This window comes from Listeria sp. ILCC797, from assembly GCF_900186185.1.
GTDB lineage: Bacteria > Bacillota > Bacilli > Lactobacillales > Listeriaceae > Listeria > Listeria goaensis.
This window is the reverse complement of the sequence record NZ_FYBS01000009.1, coordinates 89261-107488: the sequence shown is the minus strand read 5'-3', so window position 1 is coordinate 107488 and position 18228 is coordinate 89261. Positions and strand designations below refer to the sequence as shown.

The 18228-nt window shown below is 39.6% G+C and carries 28 protein-coding genes; 1 reads left to right on the top strand and 27 read right to left on the bottom strand.

Translation table 11 applies throughout. From position 1 onward, the window contains the following. Window positions 1-6 precede the first annotated feature (6 nt). The 27 genes from secY to pplA form a co-directional block, all read right to left on the bottom strand. On the bottom strand, window positions 7-1302 hold the full coding sequence (gene secY, locus BN1609_RS10370; protein WP_088810714.1) for a preprotein translocase subunit SecY: 1296 nt from the start codon (window positions 1300-1302) through the stop codon (window positions 7-9). Next, complete coding sequence (gene rplO / locus BN1609_RS10365; protein WP_088810713.1) at window positions 1302-1742, bottom strand: 50S ribosomal protein L15; 441 nt, start codon at window positions 1740-1742, stop codon at window positions 1302-1304. The genes secY and rplO overlap by 1 nt, the downstream gene beginning before the upstream one ends. A gap of 48 nt (window positions 1743-1790) precedes the next feature. Beyond that, window positions 1791-1970, bottom strand: coding sequence for a 50S ribosomal protein L30 (gene rpmD / locus BN1609_RS10360; protein ID WP_088810712.1), 180 nt, complete (start codon window positions 1968-1970; stop codon window positions 1791-1793). 16 nt (window positions 1971-1986) lie between these two features. Beyond that, window positions 1987-2490, bottom strand: a complete 504-nt coding sequence (rpsE, locus tag BN1609_RS10355; protein ID WP_007474795.1) for a 30S ribosomal protein S5 — start codon at window positions 2488-2490, stop codon at window positions 1987-1989. 21 nt (window positions 2491-2511) lie between these two features. Beyond that, window positions 2512-2871 (bottom strand): 50S ribosomal protein L18, encoded by a 360-nt coding sequence (gene rplR / locus BN1609_RS10350; RefSeq protein ID WP_088810711.1) that lies wholly within the window; start codon window positions 2869-2871, stop codon window positions 2512-2514. A gap of 34 nt (window positions 2872-2905) precedes the next feature. Next, a complete protein-coding gene (gene rplF / locus BN1609_RS10345) occupies window positions 2906-3442 on the bottom strand; it encodes a 50S ribosomal protein L6 (RefSeq protein WP_088810710.1) in 537 nt (178 codons plus the stop codon). 29 nt (window positions 3443-3471) lie between these two features. Continuing rightward, on the bottom strand, window positions 3472-3870 hold the full coding sequence (gene rpsH, locus BN1609_RS10340) for a 30S ribosomal protein S8 (RefSeq protein WP_007474801.1): 399 nt from the start codon (window positions 3868-3870) through the stop codon (window positions 3472-3474). Window positions 3871-3901: 31 nt separating this feature from the next. Next, the gene (locus tag BN1609_RS10335; protein ID WP_007474803.1) at window positions 3902-4087 is read right to left on the bottom strand and encodes a type Z 30S ribosomal protein S14; all 186 of its coding nucleotides are present in this window, start codon (window positions 4085-4087) and stop codon (window positions 3902-3904) included. 29 nt (window positions 4088-4116) lie between these two features. Then, entirely contained in the window at window positions 4117-4656 is a 540-nt protein-coding gene (gene rplE / locus BN1609_RS10330; RefSeq protein ID WP_007542993.1) for a 50S ribosomal protein L5, read from the bottom strand. Window positions 4657-4682: 26 nt separating this feature from the next. Next, the gene (gene rplX, locus BN1609_RS10325; RefSeq protein ID WP_007474807.1) at window positions 4683-4994 is read right to left on the bottom strand and encodes a 50S ribosomal protein L24; all 312 of its coding nucleotides are present in this window, start codon (window positions 4992-4994) and stop codon (window positions 4683-4685) included. A gap of 35 nt (window positions 4995-5029) precedes the next feature. Next, entirely contained in the window at window positions 5030-5398 is a 369-nt protein-coding gene (rplN, locus tag BN1609_RS10320; RefSeq protein ID WP_003723686.1) for a 50S ribosomal protein L14, read from the bottom strand. A gap of 60 nt (window positions 5399-5458) precedes the next feature. Next, a complete protein-coding gene (rpsQ, locus tag BN1609_RS10315; protein WP_088810709.1) occupies window positions 5459-5722 on the bottom strand; it encodes a 30S ribosomal protein S17 in 264 nt (87 codons plus the stop codon). 28 nt (window positions 5723-5750) lie between these two features. Continuing rightward, on the bottom strand, window positions 5751-5942 hold the full coding sequence (gene rpmC / locus BN1609_RS10310; protein WP_007474820.1) for a 50S ribosomal protein L29: 192 nt from the start codon (window positions 5940-5942) through the stop codon (window positions 5751-5753). Next, window positions 5932-6366, bottom strand: a complete 435-nt coding sequence (gene rplP, locus BN1609_RS10305; protein WP_007474821.1) for a 50S ribosomal protein L16 — start codon at window positions 6364-6366, stop codon at window positions 5932-5934. Before rplP ends, rpmC begins: the two co-directional genes overlap by 11 nt. A gap of 2 nt (window positions 6367-6368) precedes the next feature. Further along, window positions 6369-7025 (bottom strand): 30S ribosomal protein S3, encoded by a 657-nt coding sequence (gene rpsC, locus BN1609_RS10300; RefSeq protein WP_007474823.1) that lies wholly within the window; start codon window positions 7023-7025, stop codon window positions 6369-6371. A 2-nt stretch (window positions 7026-7027) separates the two neighbouring features. Next, window positions 7028-7384 carry a 50S ribosomal protein L22 gene (gene rplV, locus BN1609_RS10295; protein WP_007474825.1) on the bottom strand — a complete coding sequence of 119 codons (357 nt, stop codon included), beginning with the start codon at window positions 7382-7384 and terminating at the stop codon, window positions 7028-7030. A gap of 20 nt (window positions 7385-7404) precedes the next feature. Continuing rightward, the gene (gene rpsS / locus BN1609_RS10290) at window positions 7405-7683 is read right to left on the bottom strand and encodes a 30S ribosomal protein S19 (protein WP_007474827.1); all 279 of its coding nucleotides are present in this window, start codon (window positions 7681-7683) and stop codon (window positions 7405-7407) included. Between the two features lie 89 nt (window positions 7684-7772). Then, window positions 7773-8606: a 50S ribosomal protein L2 gene (gene rplB, locus BN1609_RS10285; RefSeq protein WP_007474829.1), complete on the bottom strand. Its 834-nt coding sequence runs from the start codon at window positions 8604-8606 to the stop codon at window positions 7773-7775. A 43-nt stretch (window positions 8607-8649) separates the two neighbouring features. Further along, complete coding sequence (gene rplW / locus BN1609_RS10280; RefSeq protein WP_007474831.1) at window positions 8650-8934, bottom strand: 50S ribosomal protein L23; 285 nt, start codon at window positions 8932-8934, stop codon at window positions 8650-8652. After that, window positions 8934-9557, bottom strand: a complete 624-nt coding sequence (gene rplD / locus BN1609_RS10275; protein ID WP_088810708.1) for a 50S ribosomal protein L4 — start codon at window positions 9555-9557, stop codon at window positions 8934-8936. Before rplD ends, rplW begins: the two co-directional genes overlap by 1 nt. A 25-nt stretch (window positions 9558-9582) precedes the next feature. Then, window positions 9583-10212 (bottom strand): 50S ribosomal protein L3, encoded by a 630-nt coding sequence (rplC, locus tag BN1609_RS10270; RefSeq protein WP_088810707.1) that lies wholly within the window; start codon window positions 10210-10212, stop codon window positions 9583-9585. Between the two features lie 58 nt (window positions 10213-10270). Continuing rightward, window positions 10271-10579, bottom strand: a complete 309-nt coding sequence (rpsJ, locus tag BN1609_RS10265) for a 30S ribosomal protein S10 (protein ID WP_007474836.1) — start codon at window positions 10577-10579, stop codon at window positions 10271-10273. 402 nt (window positions 10580-10981) lie between these two features. Further along, the gene (locus BN1609_RS10255; protein WP_088810706.1) at window positions 10982-11656 is read right to left on the bottom strand and encodes a hypothetical protein; all 675 of its coding nucleotides are present in this window, start codon (window positions 11654-11656) and stop codon (window positions 10982-10984) included. Window positions 11657-11951: 295 nt separating this feature from the next. Then, the gene (gene fmnA / locus BN1609_RS10250) at window positions 11952-12749 is read right to left on the bottom strand and encodes an FAD export ECF transporter transmembrane subunit FmnA (protein ID WP_088816187.1); all 798 of its coding nucleotides are present in this window, start codon (window positions 12747-12749) and stop codon (window positions 11952-11954) included. 14 nt (window positions 12750-12763) lie between these two features. Further along, window positions 12764-13726 carry a 1,4-dihydroxy-2-naphthoate polyprenyltransferase gene (gene menA / locus BN1609_RS10245; protein ID WP_088810704.1) on the bottom strand — a complete coding sequence of 321 codons (963 nt, stop codon included), beginning with the start codon at window positions 13724-13726 and terminating at the stop codon, window positions 12764-12766. Beyond that, a complete protein-coding gene (locus tag BN1609_RS10240; protein ID WP_088840830.1) occupies window positions 13727-14791 on the bottom strand; it encodes an FAD:protein FMN transferase in 1065 nt (354 codons plus the stop codon). It abuts the gene before it with no gap. Window positions 14792-14925: 134 nt separating this feature from the next. Then, the gene (pplA, locus tag BN1609_RS10235; protein WP_088810702.1) at window positions 14926-15825 is read right to left on the bottom strand and encodes an extracellular electron transfer flavoprotein PplA; all 900 of its coding nucleotides are present in this window, start codon (window positions 15823-15825) and stop codon (window positions 14926-14928) included. 436 nt (window positions 15826-16261) lie between these two features. Here pplA and BN1609_RS10230 point away from each other — a divergent pair, with 436 nt between their 5' ends. After that, entirely contained in the window at window positions 16262-18151 is a 1890-nt protein-coding gene (locus BN1609_RS10230; RefSeq protein ID WP_088810701.1) for an FAD-dependent oxidoreductase, read from the top strand. Window positions 18152-18228: the final 77 nt, after the last annotated feature.

Sequence of the window (18228 nt, the reverse complement as noted above, 5' to 3'; positions counted from 1 at the left end):
TGCGTGTTATTTGATGAACCCACGATAATTCCGTTTCACAAGTTGACCTTCGAGTTGTTTCGTTGTATCTAGTGCTACACCGATTACGATTAGAAGACTTGTACCACCGATAGCGAGCGTTTGAGGAAGACCAAAAGCGGTCGTACCGATAGTTGGAATTACAGCAACTGCCGCTAGGAAAAGTGCACCAACAAATGTTAGACGGTAAAGTACCGAAGTAAGATATGCTTGTGTTTCTCTACCTGGGCGTTTACTAGGGATATATCCACCTTGCTTCTTCAAATTGTCAGCCACTTTTTCAGGGTTAACTTGAATGAAAGCATAGAAATAAGTGAATGCGATAATTAGTGCTACATATAAAATCATGCCGATAGGTTTCGTATAATCAAACACATTTTTGAGCACAGCAACAACTTCATTACTACTATCAAAGAAAGTAAGAATGGTTTGTGGTGTGATAATAAACGCACTCGCGAAGATTACCGGAATAACCCCAGCAGAGTTAAGTTTAAGTGGCAAATGAGTTGCCTGAGCACCAGCTTGCTTGTTACCTGCAACACGTTTTGAATATTGAATCGGGATTTTACGTAAAGCTTGTTGGAAGTAAATAACTACTACTACGATTAGAAGTGCAGCTAGTGCGATTCCAGCAAGAACTAAAATGTGTAGGAAAAGCTGATCTCCAGCTCCTTCGATTTGTTGTACGTAAACTTGACGAACACCATCAGGAATACGTGCAACGATACCAGCAAAGATAATAATGGAAACCCCATTACCAACACCTTTAACTGTAATTTGTTCCCCTAACCACATAAGGAACATTGTACCTGTCATTAGTACAATCGCAATTAGAATGTACTGTGGAATTGACGCATTAAAAATCAAAGTAGATCCTGAAAGTCTGTTAAAGCCATATGCCATACCAAACGCTTCTACTAAACCTAAAATGATTGTTAAATAACGAGTAAGTTGGTTGAGTTTTTTACGACCCATTTCCCCTTGCTTCGCCCATTCCGTAAGTTTAGGAACAACATCCATTTGTAATAGTTGAACAATGATGGACGCCGTGATGTACGGCATAACACCCATTGCTAAAACGGAGAAGTTTTTTAATGCTCCACCATTAAATGTGTTTAGAAAGCCAAAAATCCCGCCTTCCATCGTTTGTTGCAATGCAGCAGCATTCACCCCAGGCACGGGCACGAATGTTCCAATACGGAAAATAATTAACATCGCAATTGTGAAAAGAATTTTTTTACGGATATCAGCTACTCTAAAGAAGTTGACTAACGTTGAAAACATTAGATCACCTCAGTTTTCCCGCCAGCGGCTTCGATTGCTTCCTTAGCAGCTGTGGAAAATTTATTTGCTTTCACTGTAAGTTTTTTCTCAATAGATCCATTTGAAAGGATTTTAATACCAGATTTTGCATTACGCACAATACCAGTTTCAATTAATAATTCAGGTGTTACTTCTGTACCTTCTTCAAAGCGATTTAAAACATCTAAATTCACAACTGCGAATTCTTTACGGTTGATGTTCGTAAATCCACGTTTTGGTATACGGCGGAATAATGGAAGTTGTCCACCTTCAAAACCTAAACGTACACCGCCGCCGGAACGAGCTTTTTGCCCTTTATGTCCACGACCGGAAGTTTTACCGTTACCAGAGCCTGTACCACGACCAACACGATTACGCTCTTTGCGAGAACCTTCAGCAGGCTTAAGTTCGTGTAGTTTCATGTCAAGCACCTCCTCCTAATTCTAGTTTATTACATTTGAAAATTTCGCTTAAACTTCTTTAACGTCCAGAAGATGACTAACTTTGTTAACCATCCCACGAATTGCAGGATTATCTTCTTTAACGACAACGGAATTTGTTTTACCAAGACCTAATGCTTGAACAGTTTTACGTTGTGGTTCGGGACGACCGATTAAGCTACGTTTTAGAGTGATTTCTAATTTAGCCATAATGATAATTCCCTCCTTATCCTAGCAATTCTTCTACAGTTTTGCCACGAAGTTTTGCAACTTCTTCAGCTTTTTTAAGTTGTTTGATACCGTCGATTGTAGCGCGCACCATGTTGATAGGTGTATTTGATCCAAGTGATTTGGAAGATACATCTGCAACACCAGCAAGCTCAAGTACGGCACGAACAGGACCACCAGCAGTTACACCAGAACCGGCGCTCGCAGGTTTAAGAAGGATTTCTCCCCCACCGAAGTGACCTACAACTGTATGCGGAATTGTTGTGTCAACAGTTGGTACGAATACCATGTTTTTCTTCGCATCTTCAACAGCTTTACGAATAGCGTCTGGAACTTCTTGTGCTTTACCAGTACCGAAGCCCACGTGACCGTTTTTATCACCAACAACAACAAGTGCTGTGAAGCGGAAACGACGACCACCTTTAACTACTTTAGCAACACGGTTGATTGTAACAACGCGTTCTTCTAAATCTAATTTGTTTCCATCAATAATTTCAGCCATGCAAGGTTTCCCTCCTTCTTATTAGAATTGTAATCCGTTTTCACGAGCAGCTTCAGCAAGAGCTTTTACGCGACCATGATATAAGTAACCTCCGCGGTCAAATACAACAGCAGAAATTCCTTTTTCAGAAGCACGTTTTGCGACTAATTCGCCAACTTTGCTAGCAGCGTCAACTTTTGATTCGCTTGATGCGAAATCTTTATCTAAATTCGATGCACTTACAAGTGTCACGCCATTTACATCATCAATTAATTGAGCGTAAATATTTTTATTAGAACGAAAAACGTTTAAACGTGGACGACTTTCAGTTCCAGTAATTTTAGAACGAACACGAGCATGTCTCTTTTTACGAACTTTATTTTTGTCGATTTTGGTAATCACACGACTCACCTCTTCTCTAATAGCCTATGCGGCATTATTTACCAGTTTTACCTTCTTTACGGCGTACATATTCGCCTTCGTAACGAATACCTTTGCCTTTGTATGGCTCAGGCGGACGTACAGCGCGAATATTCGCAGCTAGTTCACCAACGTGTTCTTTATTGAAGCCTTTAACGATAATTTTCGTATTAGCAGGAACATCAATTTCTACACCTTTTGGCGCTTCGAATTCTACTGGATGAGAGTAACCTACGTTAAGAACAAGTTTAGAACCTTGTTTTTGTGCACGGTAACCGACACCGATTAATTCTAAAGTTTTTTCGTAGCCTTCAGATACTCCGACAACCATGTTATTTAAGATTGCACGAGTCGTACCATGAAGAGCACGATGAGTTTTATTATCAGTTGGACGGGAAATGTTAATTTCGCTTCCTTCAATATCAATTTTAATGTCTGGGTTAAACTCTTTAACGAGTTCACCTTTAGGACCTTTAACTGTAGCCTTAGCTCCGTCAAGTGTAACAGTTACACCAGCAGGAATTGTAATAGGCTTTTTACCGATACGGGACATTTATCGCACCTCCTTGTGTTATATATTTCTTACCAAACGTATGCTAGAACTTCTCCACCGACTTGTTTAGCGCGAGCTTCTTTGTCAGTTAAAACACCTTGCGAAGTTGATACGATTGCGATACCAAGACCGTTAAGTACTTTAGGCACCTCATTTGATTTAGCGTATACACGCAGACCTGGTTTACTGATACGTTTCAAACCAGTGATTACACGTTCGCCAGACGGACTATATTTTAAGAAAACACGGATAGTGCCTTGTTTGTCGTCTTCGATATACTCAACATCGCGTACAAAACCTTCACGTTTCAGGATTTCAGCGATTTCTTTCTTGATTTTAGACGCAGGTAATTCTAATTTATCATGCTTTACCATGTTCGCATTACGGATACGAGTTAGAAAATCTGCAATTGGATCTGTCATCACCATGTGTAATTACCCTCCTTCCTTAAACTTTAACTTACCAGCTTGCTTTTTTTACGCCGGGAATTTGACCTTTATAGGCAAGTTCACGGAAACAAATACGGCATAATTTGAATTTGCGAATAACGGAATGTGGACGTCCACAACGTTCGCAACGAGTATACGCTTGAACTGCGAATTTTGGTTCGCGTTTTTGCTTAGCGATCATTGACTTTTTAGCCACGTTTTCGCCTCCCTACTTTTAATTATTGATTATTTTTGAAACGGCATTCCAGCTAGAGTTAATAACTCACGGGATTCTTCATCAGTTTTGGCAGTTGTAACAATAACTACATCCATACCTCGAACTTTAGATACTTGATCATAATCAATTTCAGGGAAAATTAATTGTTCTCTCACACCCAGCGTATAGTTCCCACGGCCGTCGAAAGCTTTTTTCGAAACACCACGGAAGTCACGTACACGTGGAAGTGAAACAGTAATTAATTTGTCTAAGAAATCATACATACGCTCACCACGAAGCGTTACTTTAGCACCGATTGGCATTCCTTCACGAAGACGGAAACCAGCGATAGAGTTTTTTGCTTTTGTGATTACAGGTTTTTGACCAGTGATTAAAGCTAATTCTTCAACAGCACTGTCTAAAACTTTAGCGTTTGCTACTGCGTCACCAACACCAGTGTTGATTACGATTTTTTCAATTTTTGGTACTTCCATAACGGAAGAATAGTTAAACTTGCTCATCATAGCAGGAACAATTTCCTTAAGATAGCGATCTTTAAGGCGATTCATGTAATGTTGCCTCCTTCCTCAAATACTTATTTATCGATTACTTCACCGGATTTTTTAGCTACACGTACTTTTTTATCGCCTTTTACTTCATAGCCTACACGAGTAGGTTCACCAGTTTTAGGGTCGATAAGCATTACGTTTGATACGTGAATTGGTGCCTCAACATTCAAGATTCCACCTTGTGGATTGATGTTGGAAGGTTTCGTATGTTTTTTCACCATGTTAATTCCTTCAACAATTACACGATCTTTTTTCGGAAATGCAGCAAGGATTTTGCCGGATTTGCCTTTATCTTTACCAGTAATAACTTGTACTTTATCACCTTTTTTGACATGCATAAGTCTTAGCACCTCCTTGGTTTGAAACTTGTTTTTTAAAGAACTTCTGGAGCTAAAGAAACGATCTTCATAAAGTTGTTTTCACGAAGTTCGCGAGCAACAGGTCCAAAAATACGTGTTCCACGAGGACTTTTATCATCACGGATAATGACACATGCATTTTCATCAAATTTGATGTAAGAACCATCTTGACGACGTGCTCCACTCTTAGTACGAACGATTACTGCTTTAACAACTTCACCTTTTTTGACAACGCCGCCTGGTGTTGCTTGTTTAACGGTACACACGACAACATCGCCAATGTTAGCAGTTTTGCGTCCTGATCCACCTAGCACTTTAATAGTTAGCACTTCACGCGCGCCAGAGTTATCAGCCACTTTCATACGACTTTCTTGTTGAATCATTAGGACACCCTCCTTCCAGAATAACGGGTAAGAAATAATTTCTTATTTTTATAATAAACGTTAGATAATTACTGCTTCTTCTACTACATCAATTAAACGGAAACGTTTAGTTGCGGATAGAGGACGAGTTTCCATGATACGAACGATATCGCCAGCTTTAGCAGTGTTATTTTCATCATGCGCTTTGAACTTTTTCGAATACTTAACGCGTTTACCATACAAGCCATGCTTTTTGTATGTTTCAACTACTACAGTGATTGTCTTATCCATTTTGTCGGATACTACGCGACCTGTATAAATTTTACGTTGATTACGGTCAGTCATGCATTAAAACCTCCTTACGATTTTCTTTTTAAGCAAGTTCTCTTTCTTTAACAATTGTTTTCATGCGCGCGATAGATTTACGTACTTCTCTAATACGTGCAGTATTTTCCAATTGTCCTGTAGCTAATTGAAAGCGCAGGTTGAAAAGCTCTTCTTTTAGCGCTTTTTCTTGATCTTTAATTTCGGTAGTGGATAGTTCACGGATATCATTAGCTTTCATTTGCTTCACCACCAATTTCTTCACGTTTTACGATCTTAGTTTTGACCGGCAGTTTGTGTGACGCAAGACGTAACGCTTCACGCGCAACTTCTTCAGGTACACCTGCGATTTCGAACATAATTTTGCCGCGTTTAACTGGGCTTACCCAGCCTTCCGGAGCACCTTTACCTTTACCCATCCGAACCCCGATTGGTTTAGAAGTGTAAGATTTATGAGGGAAAATTTTAATCCAAACTTTACCGCCACGTTTCATATAACGAGTCATAGCGATACGAGCAGCTTCGATTTGACGGTTAGTAATCCAAGAAGCTTCAACCGCTTGAAGACCGTATTCACCAAATGCTACTTCAGTTCCGCCTTTTGCACGTCCGCGCATGTTACCACGAAACTCACGACGATATTTAACACGTTTTGGAACTAACATTATTATTTTCCTCCTTCCACATTGTTTTTCTTCGTAGGAAGGACTTCACCGCGATAAATCCAAACTTTAACGCCTAGTTTACCGTAAGTTGTGTCAGCTTCTTCCCATGCGTAGTCAATGTCTGCACGCAATGTATGAAGAGGTACTGTTCCTTCGCTATAATGTTCAGCACGAGCGATATCAGCTCCGCCAAGACGACCAGATACTTGAGTCTTAATTCCTTTAGCACCAGCGCGCATAGTACGTTGAATTGCTTGTTTTTGTGCACGACGGAAGGAAACACGACCTTCAAGTTGTCTAGCAATATTTTCTGCAACAAGTTTAGCGTCTAAATCAGCACGTTTAATTTCAACGATATTGATGTGTACGCGTTTGCCTGTTAATTCGTTAAGTGATTTACGAAGTGCTTCAACTTCAGAACCACCTTTACCAATTACCATACCAGGTTTTGCAGTGTGAATTGTAATGTTTACACGATTAGCTGCACGTTCGATTTCAACACGTGAAACAGAAGCATCAGCAAGACGTTTTGCGATAAAATCACGAATGCGTAAGTCTTCATGTAAGAAGTCCGCATATTCTTTTTCAGCGTACCATTTAGAATCCCAGTCACGAATGACACCGATACGCATACCTATTGGATGTACTTTTTGACCCAACGTTATCCCTCCTTCACTTCAGATACCACAACTGTGATGTGGCTAGTACGTTTATTAATTGCACTTGCACGACCTTGTGCACGTGGACGGAAACGTTTAAGAGTTGGACCTTCGTCTACGAAAGCTTCAGATACAACTAAACTATTCACGTCTAAATCATAATTGTGCTCAGCATTTGCCATAGCAGATTTTAATACTTTTTCAATGATTGGTGAAGCCGCTTTTGGAGTAAACTTCAAAATTGCGATTGCTTCGCCTACTTGCTTACCTCGGATTAAATCAATAACGATTCTCGCTTTACGAGGAGCAATACGTACCGTTTTGGCAACGGCTTTTGCGCTTGTAACTTCATTTGCCATTTAGATAGCCTCCTCTCGAATTATCGTCTAGTTTTCTTATCGTCTGCCGCGTGGCCACGGTAAGTACGAGTTGGTGCAAATTCACCTAATTTATGTCCTACCATATCTTCTTGGATATAAACAGGAACGTGTTTACGTCCATCATATACAGCGATTGTTTGACCTACAAATACTGGGAAGATTGTGGAACGACGAGACCAAGTTTTGATAACTTGTTTTTTGTCGCTTTCATTAGCAGCTTCCACTTTCTTCATCAAGTGATCATCGACAAAAGGTCCTTTTTTCAAACTACGACCCATGACGGAACCTCCCTTCGTATAGTCAGGCAGCTCGGAGCATTTCTCCGTGCTGTCCTGCTAACTTTAATTTAATCATATTAACCCAGAAATTATTTACCTTTACGACGACGTACGATAAATTTATCGGAGTTATTGTTTTTCTTACGTGTTTTGTAACCAAGAGTTGGTTTACCCCATGGTGACATTGGAGATTTACGTCCGATTGGCGCTTTACCTTCACCACCACCGTGTGGGTGATCGTTAGGGTTCATAACGGAACCACGAACCGTTGGGCGTTTGCCTAACCAGCGGCTACGTCCAGCCTTACCGATGTTGATAAGTTCGTGTTGTTCGTTCCCAACTTGACCGATAGTAGCACGGCAAGTAGCAAGAATCATGCGAACTTCACCAGAGTTAAGGCGAATAAGAACATATTTTCCTTCTTTACCAAGTACTTGTGCACTTGTGCCGGCAGAGCGAACTAATTGTCCACCTTTACCAGGTTTTAATTCGATATTATGGATAACTGTACCCACTGGAATATCTTTAAGTTCTAAAGCGTTACCGACTTTAATGTCTGCTTCTGCTCCAGAGTAAATTGTTTGGCCTACTTCAAGACCTTTTGCTGCGATGATGTAGCGTTTTTCTCCATCAGCGTAGTTGATTAACGCAATATTTGCTGAGCGGTTAGGATCGTATTCGATTGTTGCTACACGACCTGGAACGCCATCTTTATTACGTTTGAAATCGATCACACGGTATTGACGTTTATGTCCACCACCGTGATGACGAACAGTTAACTTACCTTGGTTGTTACGACCAGCCTTCTTTTTCATAGGACGTAGTAAAGATTTTTCTGGAGTACTCGTTGTAATCTCAGCAAAATCAGAACTTGTCATATGACGGCGGCCGTTTGTGGTAGGTTTGTACTTTTTAATCGCCATTTTTTTCCCTCCTCGTTAGATTTTTTTATTCTAAACGTTCGTTTTAAACTTCAAAAAGTTGAATTTCTTTACTGTCAGCACTCAATGTAACAATCGCTTTACGACGTTTGTTTGTGTAGCCAACGTAACGACCCATGCGTTTCTTTTTACCTTTGTAGTTCATAACGTTTACTTTTACAACGTCAACTTCAAAAATTTCTTCAATCGCATGTTTAATTTGAGATTTTGTCGCGCGAGTGTCTACTTCAAAAGTATATTTCTTGTCATCAAGAATACTTGTAGATTCCTCCGTTACGACTGGGCGCTTAATGATGTCGCGTGCATCCATTACGCAAGCACCTCCTCTACTTTTTCGACAGCTGCTTTAGTAATGATTAATTTATCATGACTAGCAACTTCTAGTACTGAGATACTTTCAGCTGGGATAACTGTAATGCCTTGGATATTGCGGGCAGATAATTCTACGTTTTCGCTTTCTCCAGCAACTACAATTAGAGCTTTAGAATCTACAGAGATATTTTTAAGGAAAGCTGCAAAATCTTTTGTTTTAGGCGCATCAAACGCTAAGTTTTCAAGTACAAGAACGTTTTCGTCTTTCACTTTAGAAGATAGGATTGATTTAATCGCTAAACGGCGAACTTTCTTTGGTAATTTGTATGCATATGAACGAGGTGTTGGGCCGAATACGACACCGCCTCCACGCCATTGCGGGGAACGAATCGAACCTTGACGAGCACGACCAGTACCTTTTTGACGCCATGGTTTACGTCCACCACCACGTACTTCAGAACGATTTTTTACTTTATGAGTTCCTTGACGTAAGGAAGCTCGTTGGCTCAAAATCACATCAACAACTACTTTTTCATTCGGTTCGATACCGAAGACAGCATCATTCAATGTAATTTCGCCAGCTTTAGAACCATCTTGTTTAAGTAAGCTTAGTTTTGGCATTCGTTAGTCCTCCTTTCCAAATAAATTATTTTGCTTTAATAGCAGTTTTAATTTGAACTAATGATTTTTTCGCACCAGGAACGTTACCTTTAACTAAAAGTAAGTTCTTTTCTACGTCTACTTTAACGATTTCCAAGTTTTGGATAGTGATTTGATCTCCACCCATACGACCTGGAAGAAGTTTATTTTTGAAAACACGGTTAGGCGCTACAGGACCCATTGAACCAGGGCGACGGTGGTAACGAGAACCGTGAGCCATAGGCCCGCGAGATTGTCCGTGGCGTTTAATTACACCTTGGAACCCTTTACCTTTCGATACGCCGGTCGCGTCGATGATGTCACCTTCTGCGAATACGTCTACTTTTACTTCAGAACCAATCTCATACTCGTCTAAGTTAACATCGCGGAATTCGCGAATGAAGCGCTTAGGAGTAGTATTGGCTTTTGCTACATGACCTTTTTCGGGTTTGTTTGATAAAACTTCACGTTTGTCTTCGAAGCCGATTTGTACTGCTTCGTAGCCGTCAGTTTCAACAGTTTTCTTTTGAAGTACTACGTTGTTAGCCGCTTCAATTACTGTTACTGGAATTAATTCTCCATTTTCAGTGAAAACTTGAGTCATCCCTACTTTTCTACCTAAGATTCCTTTGGTCATGAGTCACACCTCCTGTTAATAGTTAATTTTTTTCGGACAAAACATGCCCAAGAGTTTATTAGAGTTTAATTTCGATATCTACACCGCTTGGCAAGTCTAAACGCATCAAGCTATCCACAGTTTGTGGTGTTGGATTAACGATGTCGATTAAACGTTTATGCGTACGCATTTCGAATTGTTCGCGCGAATCTTTGTATTTGTGAACCGCACGTAAAACTGTGTATACAGATTTCTCTGTTGGAAGTGGAATCGGACCAGATACAGAAGCACCAGAACGTTTCGCAGTTTCCACAATTTTTTCAGCTGATTGATCCAAGATACGGTGATCATAAGCTTTTAAACGAATACGAATTTTTTGTTTTGCCATTATTTTCCCTCCTTCTCGCCTACTTTTAAAATAGACATTCTCCATGGAAATTACCTGAGTACCCGCCATGGCAAAGCGGCCGGGTGTGTCAGCAACCTTCCACTTCATCACATCTTGCGCCCCAATAGCTTAGGGGTGCTCATACAAAAGGGCAGACGGATGCCTACTCATTTGCACTTTATCTATTATACACGTGTTGAGGCTTGTAATCAACCGCTTTTTGAAAAAAGTTTGACTTTCTTTTCATTGTAAAAACAGGCGTTCGTTTCTTTCTTGTTTTTTAATAAACTATTGGCGCGAAGTAATTGCTTGCTCCGCACAAATTAAGGCCGGCCAAAACGGTGAAGGGAGTTAAAAAAAGAGCCTATATGGCTCTTTTCGCGGAGTTTGGGCAATTATTTTTTATAAACCGAAAGAATCCATGACGTTAAAAGTTGTTTTGGCATCATTATCACTACCAAATAATAGATTCCAGTTAATCAGATTTACGTTTTGTACATTTTGTCCCATGAAGCGATATTTTGTCGTCTCATTTGCTTTTGGAATATGCATACCCGTTTCGTTAATCACTTTTCCAAGGTCAATATCTACATCTACTAAGATACGAGATTCTACAATATAGGAGAAACGCGGATTTTTAAAGATTAGAGTATTATCTTCTATAGAAAAGTCTTGTTGCATATATTTGTAACTTTTCATTGTGATTCCCGTTGCTTTTTGTCTGAATTTCGCCGTTACTGCTTTTTTGAAAGAATCCGTTTTACTGATTTCTTCAAATTCTTGCGGTAATTTTAGCGTATAGTAGGTTTGGTCGGCAACTCCCCCGCCAAAACCATACTGTGCGTAATAATTTAAGGACAATACTCCTGTCGCATTATTTTTAGCATCGTAGCTAATTCCTGATTTCGCTGCGGTTCCTTTAATTTTTAGCGATCCACGCTCATAAACTGATATCCCTGTAGCTTGAATCATCTCGTTATCTGAAGCTAGGGCTGTTCCAGCCGGTGAACCCGCCACTATCATACCCGCAATTAAGCATGGCGTTACTATCGTCTTTGCTAATTTTTTCTTATCCATCTTTTATTTGACACTCCTCATTCTTATATTCCTTACTCCGCCAAAACATTATACTTTAAACCTATATAGGTGTAAATATACCCTATTTTTCAGATTATTTTTCAGATTTTTATGTAATTGTACAAAGAATGTTCATAAAGCTGTTGTTTTTGGAGTTTTGCGCTATAGCTAAAAAGTTGTTTTACATATAAGGTATACTTAAAATCATGCTATAAAACACAATCGTATTTGGATTTGAACTCAATTTTCGCAAAAAAAAATCTAAAAATCTTCAAAAAGTGAAGATTTTTAGATTTTAAGTACGCAATACAATTAGCATGGCTGTCAATAAAATAAGAACAAACAATGCGATTAAATCATTGAGATGGAAATGGAGAATTTTAAATCGCGTCCTACCTTTATCTCCTTGATAGCCGCGAACTTCCATAGCGTCTGCTAATTCTTCGGCCCGGTTGAATGAGCTGACAAATAATGGGATAAAGATGGGGACGACGACTTTCATTTGCTCAAACAAATTGCCTTCACCAAATTCGACTCCGCGTGCGCGCTGAGCTTTCATAATTTTATCCGTTTCTTCCATTAAAGTTGGAATAAATCGCAGAGCAACGGATAACATGAGCGCGATATCTTGAACTGGCATTTTAACATATTTAAAAGGTTGTAAAAGATACGCAATTGCGTCGGTTAAGTCCATTGGCGTTGTCGTGAGTGTAATCGCTGTTGATAAAATAATGATGAGCGTAAAACGAATGAATACATAAATACCATTTATAATACCAAAAGAAGAAATGACGAATGGACCGAAATCTAAATAAATCGTACCGCCACTCGTGAACAGCATTTGCATCATGACTGTAAACAGAATTAGCCAAATGAGCGGCTTGACACCTTTTATAAAAACTTTGATTTTAATGCCCGTCATCGTAATGACCATGAGCGTAAATAAAATCATAAGCGCATAAGTTTGGATGTTATTCGCTAAAAATAGAATGCCGATGAAATAAAAACCTGCTAGCAATTTCGTTCGCGCATCTAACGCGTGGATAAGCGATTGACCAGGAACAAAACGACCAAATATAAGTTTGTCTATCATTTTCGCCCTCTCCTTTAGTGCGTGAAATAAACGATGCCAACACTAAGCGCCATCAAGACGGTTAACGATGCGTTAATCATCACAAAATTTTTAATGCCAATAACAAACGTTTTCGCTTTCACCTGCTCTTGATTGAATTTTTTCAAATTGTTGTAAACTGGTAGGATTACGATAAGCGAAAGCAGCATGACTGGGTGCAGGTATCCAAGCAGGACGGCTACTACTACGGCTAAAAACGACGCGTAATAAAGCACGTTGAACAAGAGAACCCCCATTTTTCTTCCAATATAATAAGGAAGTGTATAGCGATGGTTGCGAATGTCTTCATCGAGATCGCACAAGTTATTCGCGAGCATGATGTTTCCGATTGTGAAAATGCACGGTAGTGAAACGACGGCGATTTGAATAATTTCGAGCAGGTTGAAGCGAATGTTGATCCACTCGCCTTGCCAGATGAGATTGGCAATTCCTGCGTCAAACGCGTTTACATAAATGGCGAGAAAAAAAATGCCGAACCCCATCGTCACGCCGGAAAAAATTTCGCCAAGTGGCATGCGCGATAGCGGCACAGGACCGAACGTGTACAAAATCCCGATGCAGAAACATACAAAACCGATTAGGAGGACGAGCAAGTCGGTTCTAAAAACGAGCCAAATCCCTAGCCCTGTTGCGATGAAAAACATCGCAAAAATTAAAATGATGACCGTAAGTTCCGGAATTTCCTTTTGTCCAATTATATTACTTGTTTTGCGAAAATCATAGTCGTGATTATTTGTTGCTTTGCGGTAGTCCATATAATTATTAATGGCCGTTGTTGTTAAATCAAAAATCAGCATTGCGAGGAAGAAAATAATGGTATTTTGCCAGTTGAACACTTGATACTCATAAAGCACGTATAACGTCCCAAGCATAAATGGATATACGCTTGCAATTTTCGTGCGGATTTCAACCAGTTCTAAAAACGTCCGAAACGACAATTATTTCTCCCCCTTTCCATCTAGCTCGGCCATTTTAAACGCCTTATCAGTAAGTTCAAATTTATCTTTTAAGCCATCTGTGACATACACTTGCTTATCTTTCGTTACGAAAATCGCTTCCACGTCTTTAAATGAATCGACATATGCCATACCATCTTTGACGCCTTTCATGAAGACGGCGGTGGAAAGTCCATCACCATCGATTGATTTTTTCGAAACGATGCTAACACCTGCCAGTTCATTGTTGCACGGGTAACCTGTGAACGGGCTTAAAATGTGGTGATACTTCACCCCGTCAACTTCCAAATAGCGCTCATAAATGCCGGAGGTTACGACCGAAATATCCGAACCAGGCAGCTTCCCAATTGTTTGTCCGCGAGTTTCAAACGGATTTTGAATACCAATCGTCCAGTTTCCACCTTTTGGATTGTCGCCGCGCACAAAAATATTGCCGCCTAAATCAATGATCGCAGATGTTACGCCCTCGCCTTTCATGACCTTGTTTACCTCATCAGCAATATAGCCTTTCGCAATACCACCAAGATCAAGCGCCATGCCTTTTTCAGGCAAATAAATGGATTGTTCTTCCTTGTTCATTTCAACTTTCTTATAGTCAATTAGCGGCAAGACAGCTTGAATTTCAGCTTCTGTTGGTTTTTTTGCATCTGAAAAACCGATGTGCCATAAATCCGTTAATGGTCCTACCGTAATATCAAAATCGCCGTCAGAAGCTTTGCTGTATTTAATACCTTCTTCAACAAGATAAAACATATCTGATGTCACTTTAACTGGTTTTATCCCTGCATTTTGATTGACTTTATCAATTTCAGATTTGCCTGCATCACTCGTCGTAATTTCAGCGGCTAGCTTTTTAATGCGTTCAAAGCTCTTGTCAATCGCTTCTTCTTTGCCTTTATCATAGACTTTCAACGTAACGACTGTTCCCATTAAAAATTCCGTTTTCGAATATGGCTGATCGAGCAGCTCGACCTGTTCTTTTTCCCCAGAGCATGCACTTAGTAATAAAATAAAAATAAGTCCTGTTAAAAAAACGATTTTCTTCATGCGCGAACACCTTTCAAACTTTCTATTGCTTCTTACACTATAGCGTAAAATCCGTTCAAACGCTATATTAAAACACCCTTAAAGTTCGCATAAACTTTAAGGGTGTCACTATGTTTTAAGTCAATTGCTAAATCTTATTCTTCTTCAACTTTGTTATACACTTTAATTGTATCAGTGTCGCCATTTTGAGCGGCATTTTCAAGTTGTGCAGCGTAAATTCTGAATTGGTTAGAAGAACTTGTAGCACCAGAAACTGTATCTACTTCAGCTGGGCTTTGTTTGTCAACTAAAGATTTGTTTAATGCTGGAATGTATTCTTGTGGACCAGTACCAGATTTCGCTTTCATATTCTTTTCATAGTCAGCATCGTCAGTTTTCTTTTGTCCATCTTCGTTTACATAGTTGTAATCAGAAGTTACGATTTTACCATCTTTAACTTCCATAGCGAAGACAGCGCGGTATCCGTGTGCATAGTTTTGTTCTTCAAGGTTATATTTACCATCTTGAAGTTCAGCACCGTTGTTGATAGAAATTGTTGTAGTATCAGCGCGTTGTGCAGCTTGAATTAATTGGTTAGCATAGTTGATGAATGTATCAGAAGAATGAGTTGCTCCTGTTACAATGTCTACACCAGATGCAGATTGCGATTTAACTAATGAATCGCTTAATTGTTTTAAGTATTCTTGAGGGCCTGTACCCACTTTGTCTTTCATTGCTTTTTCATAGTCAGCGTCTTCAGATTTCAATTCGCCGTCTTTGTTTTTATAATCGTAGTTAGCTTTAGTGATTTTACCATCTTTAACTTCGATTGATGCGAAAGCTTTCCAGCCTTTATCATCATAATTTTTTTCTTCTAGTTTGTAAGTTCCATCAGTCATTGTACCATCAGTTTTAGCTTCAGTTTTTTTCGTTTCAGACTGTTTTGGTTCCTCACTAGATTTTTTGTCGGAACTGTTATCGTTCCCACAAGCTACTAATAACATACTGGACGCTGCAACTACTGTAAGGCCCATTGCCACTTTTTTCAATTTCATAATTTGCTCCCACCTTTTGGTTTAATTAAAATGTTTGTGATATCACGAGCAATATAAGATGCACTGCGAAAGCGATATCACGATACATACAAATAATAACATCTAGCACTTAGTTTGTCTAGATTTTTTAAAATTACTTAATTCCATAAATTTTCAAAAAATGACGTTAGACTTATGTTTTGATCCAACTTTGCAGATTTAATTGTATATAAAAAACAAAATAGACCTTTCGCCTACATAAAACGAGGAGTTTTTAACCATAAAAATTGGCTTTTTTATAAGAAAGAACTATTTTTATTTTTTATGCACTTATTCCTATATATTGTGTAGACAATCCCCCCTGTTTTCTGTTACACTATGTTAGGTTATTACTATATTTTGGTTATTGAACTAATACTATTTTTGTGAAAAAATAAACAAGGAGTTGAGAAAGCATATGCCTGAAAAAAATATCGTTCTAATAGGGGCAGGGTATGCAGGTGTACATGCAGCTAAGAAATTAGCGAAGAAGTACAAAAAGGATAAAGATGTTAAAATCACGCTTATCGACCGTCATTCGTATCATACGATGATGACTGAATTACATGAGGTTGCAGGTGGACGTGTAGAGCCAACTGCTATTCAGTATGATTTGCGTCGTTTATTCAATCGCACGAAAGTAAATCTTGTTACTGATAACGTGACAAACGTTGACCATGACAAAAAAGTCGTTGTAACAGAACATGGTAGCTATCCGTTCGATTATCTAGTGTTAGGTATGGGCGGCGAACCAAACGACTTCGGTACTCCGGGTGTTGCTGAAAACGGCTTCACATTATGGTCTTGGGAAAATTCCGTTCGCTTGCGCACTCATATTGAAGAAACTGTAACAAAAGCGAGTCGCGAACAAGACGTTGAAAAACGTAAAGCTATGCTTCGTTTTGTTGTTTGTGGTTCTGGTTTCACCGGCATCGAAATGGTCGGCGAATTACTTGAATGGAAAGACCGTCTTGCAAAAGATAACAAAATCGATAAAGACGAAATTGAATTGATGGTTGTCGAAGCTGCTCCAACAATTTTGAATATGCTTGAACGCCGTGATGCTGATAAAGCTGAAAAATACATGGTGAAAAAAGGCATTAAAATTCTTAAAGAAGCTGCAATTGTTGAAGTTAAACCTGAGAGCATCGTTTTAAAATCAGGCGAAGAACTTCCGACACATACTTTAATTTGGACAGCGGGTGTTCGTGCTAACTCCGATACGAAGGATTACGGTATGGAAACAGCTCGTGCTGGACGACTTAAAGTTAACCAATACATGGAAGCTGAAAAATTCGAAAACACTTATGTTATCGGTGACCTTGCTTACTTCGAAGACGAAGAAGGAAAACCAACTCCTCAAATCGTTGAAGCAGCCGAACAAACAGGTATGACTGCTGCGAAAAGCATTATTGCTGAAATCAGCGGCGGACAAAAAGAAGCTTTCCACGGTAAATACCACGGTGTTATGGTTTCCATCGGTGCCAAATACGGCGTTGCTCACTTAGGTAGCATGCATTTATCTGGTTGGTTCGCTATCTTTATGAAACACATGGTAAACTTGTACTACTTCTTCGGGATTCGCAGCGGTTACTATATGTGGCAGTATATCGTCCATGAGTTCTTCCACATTCGCGATCATCGTAACATTTTCCGTGGCTGGACTTCACGTTACGGAAACGTACTTTGGAGCTTACCACTACGTATTTATCTTGGTTGGTTCTGGGTTGATGAAGCACTTGCAAAAATTTATGGTGAAAGCACATGGGACAAAGTTAGCCTTACAAACTTAAAACCATTATTCCAAGGTTTAGGTCCTGATTCTTGGTTGACTGCTGAAACATCGAAAATGCCATTCTCTTGGTTGCAAACTGCAGCAACATCAGGCGCGAGCCAAGCTGCTGGAGATGCAGCTGGTGAAGCGGCGCAAAACGTTACAACTCCAATCTTCAGCCACATGCCTGGTTGGTTTGAATGGATTATGAAAATTATCATGCCAAATCAAGACGTAGCGGTATTTATGCAAAAAGTAGTTCCTTTCGTGGAATTAGCTATTGGTCTTGCACTTGTTGTTGGTCTATTTACTTGGTTAGCAAGTATCGGAAGTATCGGTTTCCTAGCTATGTTCACATTAAGCGCTATGCTTGGTTGGGACAAATTCTGGGCGCTGCCTGCTTCTATCGCCATGTTAAACGGGGCTGGACGCACATTTGGTTTAGACTACTGGGTTGTTCCTTGGTTCCAAAAACACTTAGGTCACTGGTGGTATGGTAAACCTCGTGCTATTTATCGCGATTCAGGCAAATAACGATACGATTTCGAGATAAGCGAAAGGCTCGTCCTTTCGCTTATCTTTTCTTTTCATTTAAGGTATATTTTTTATAC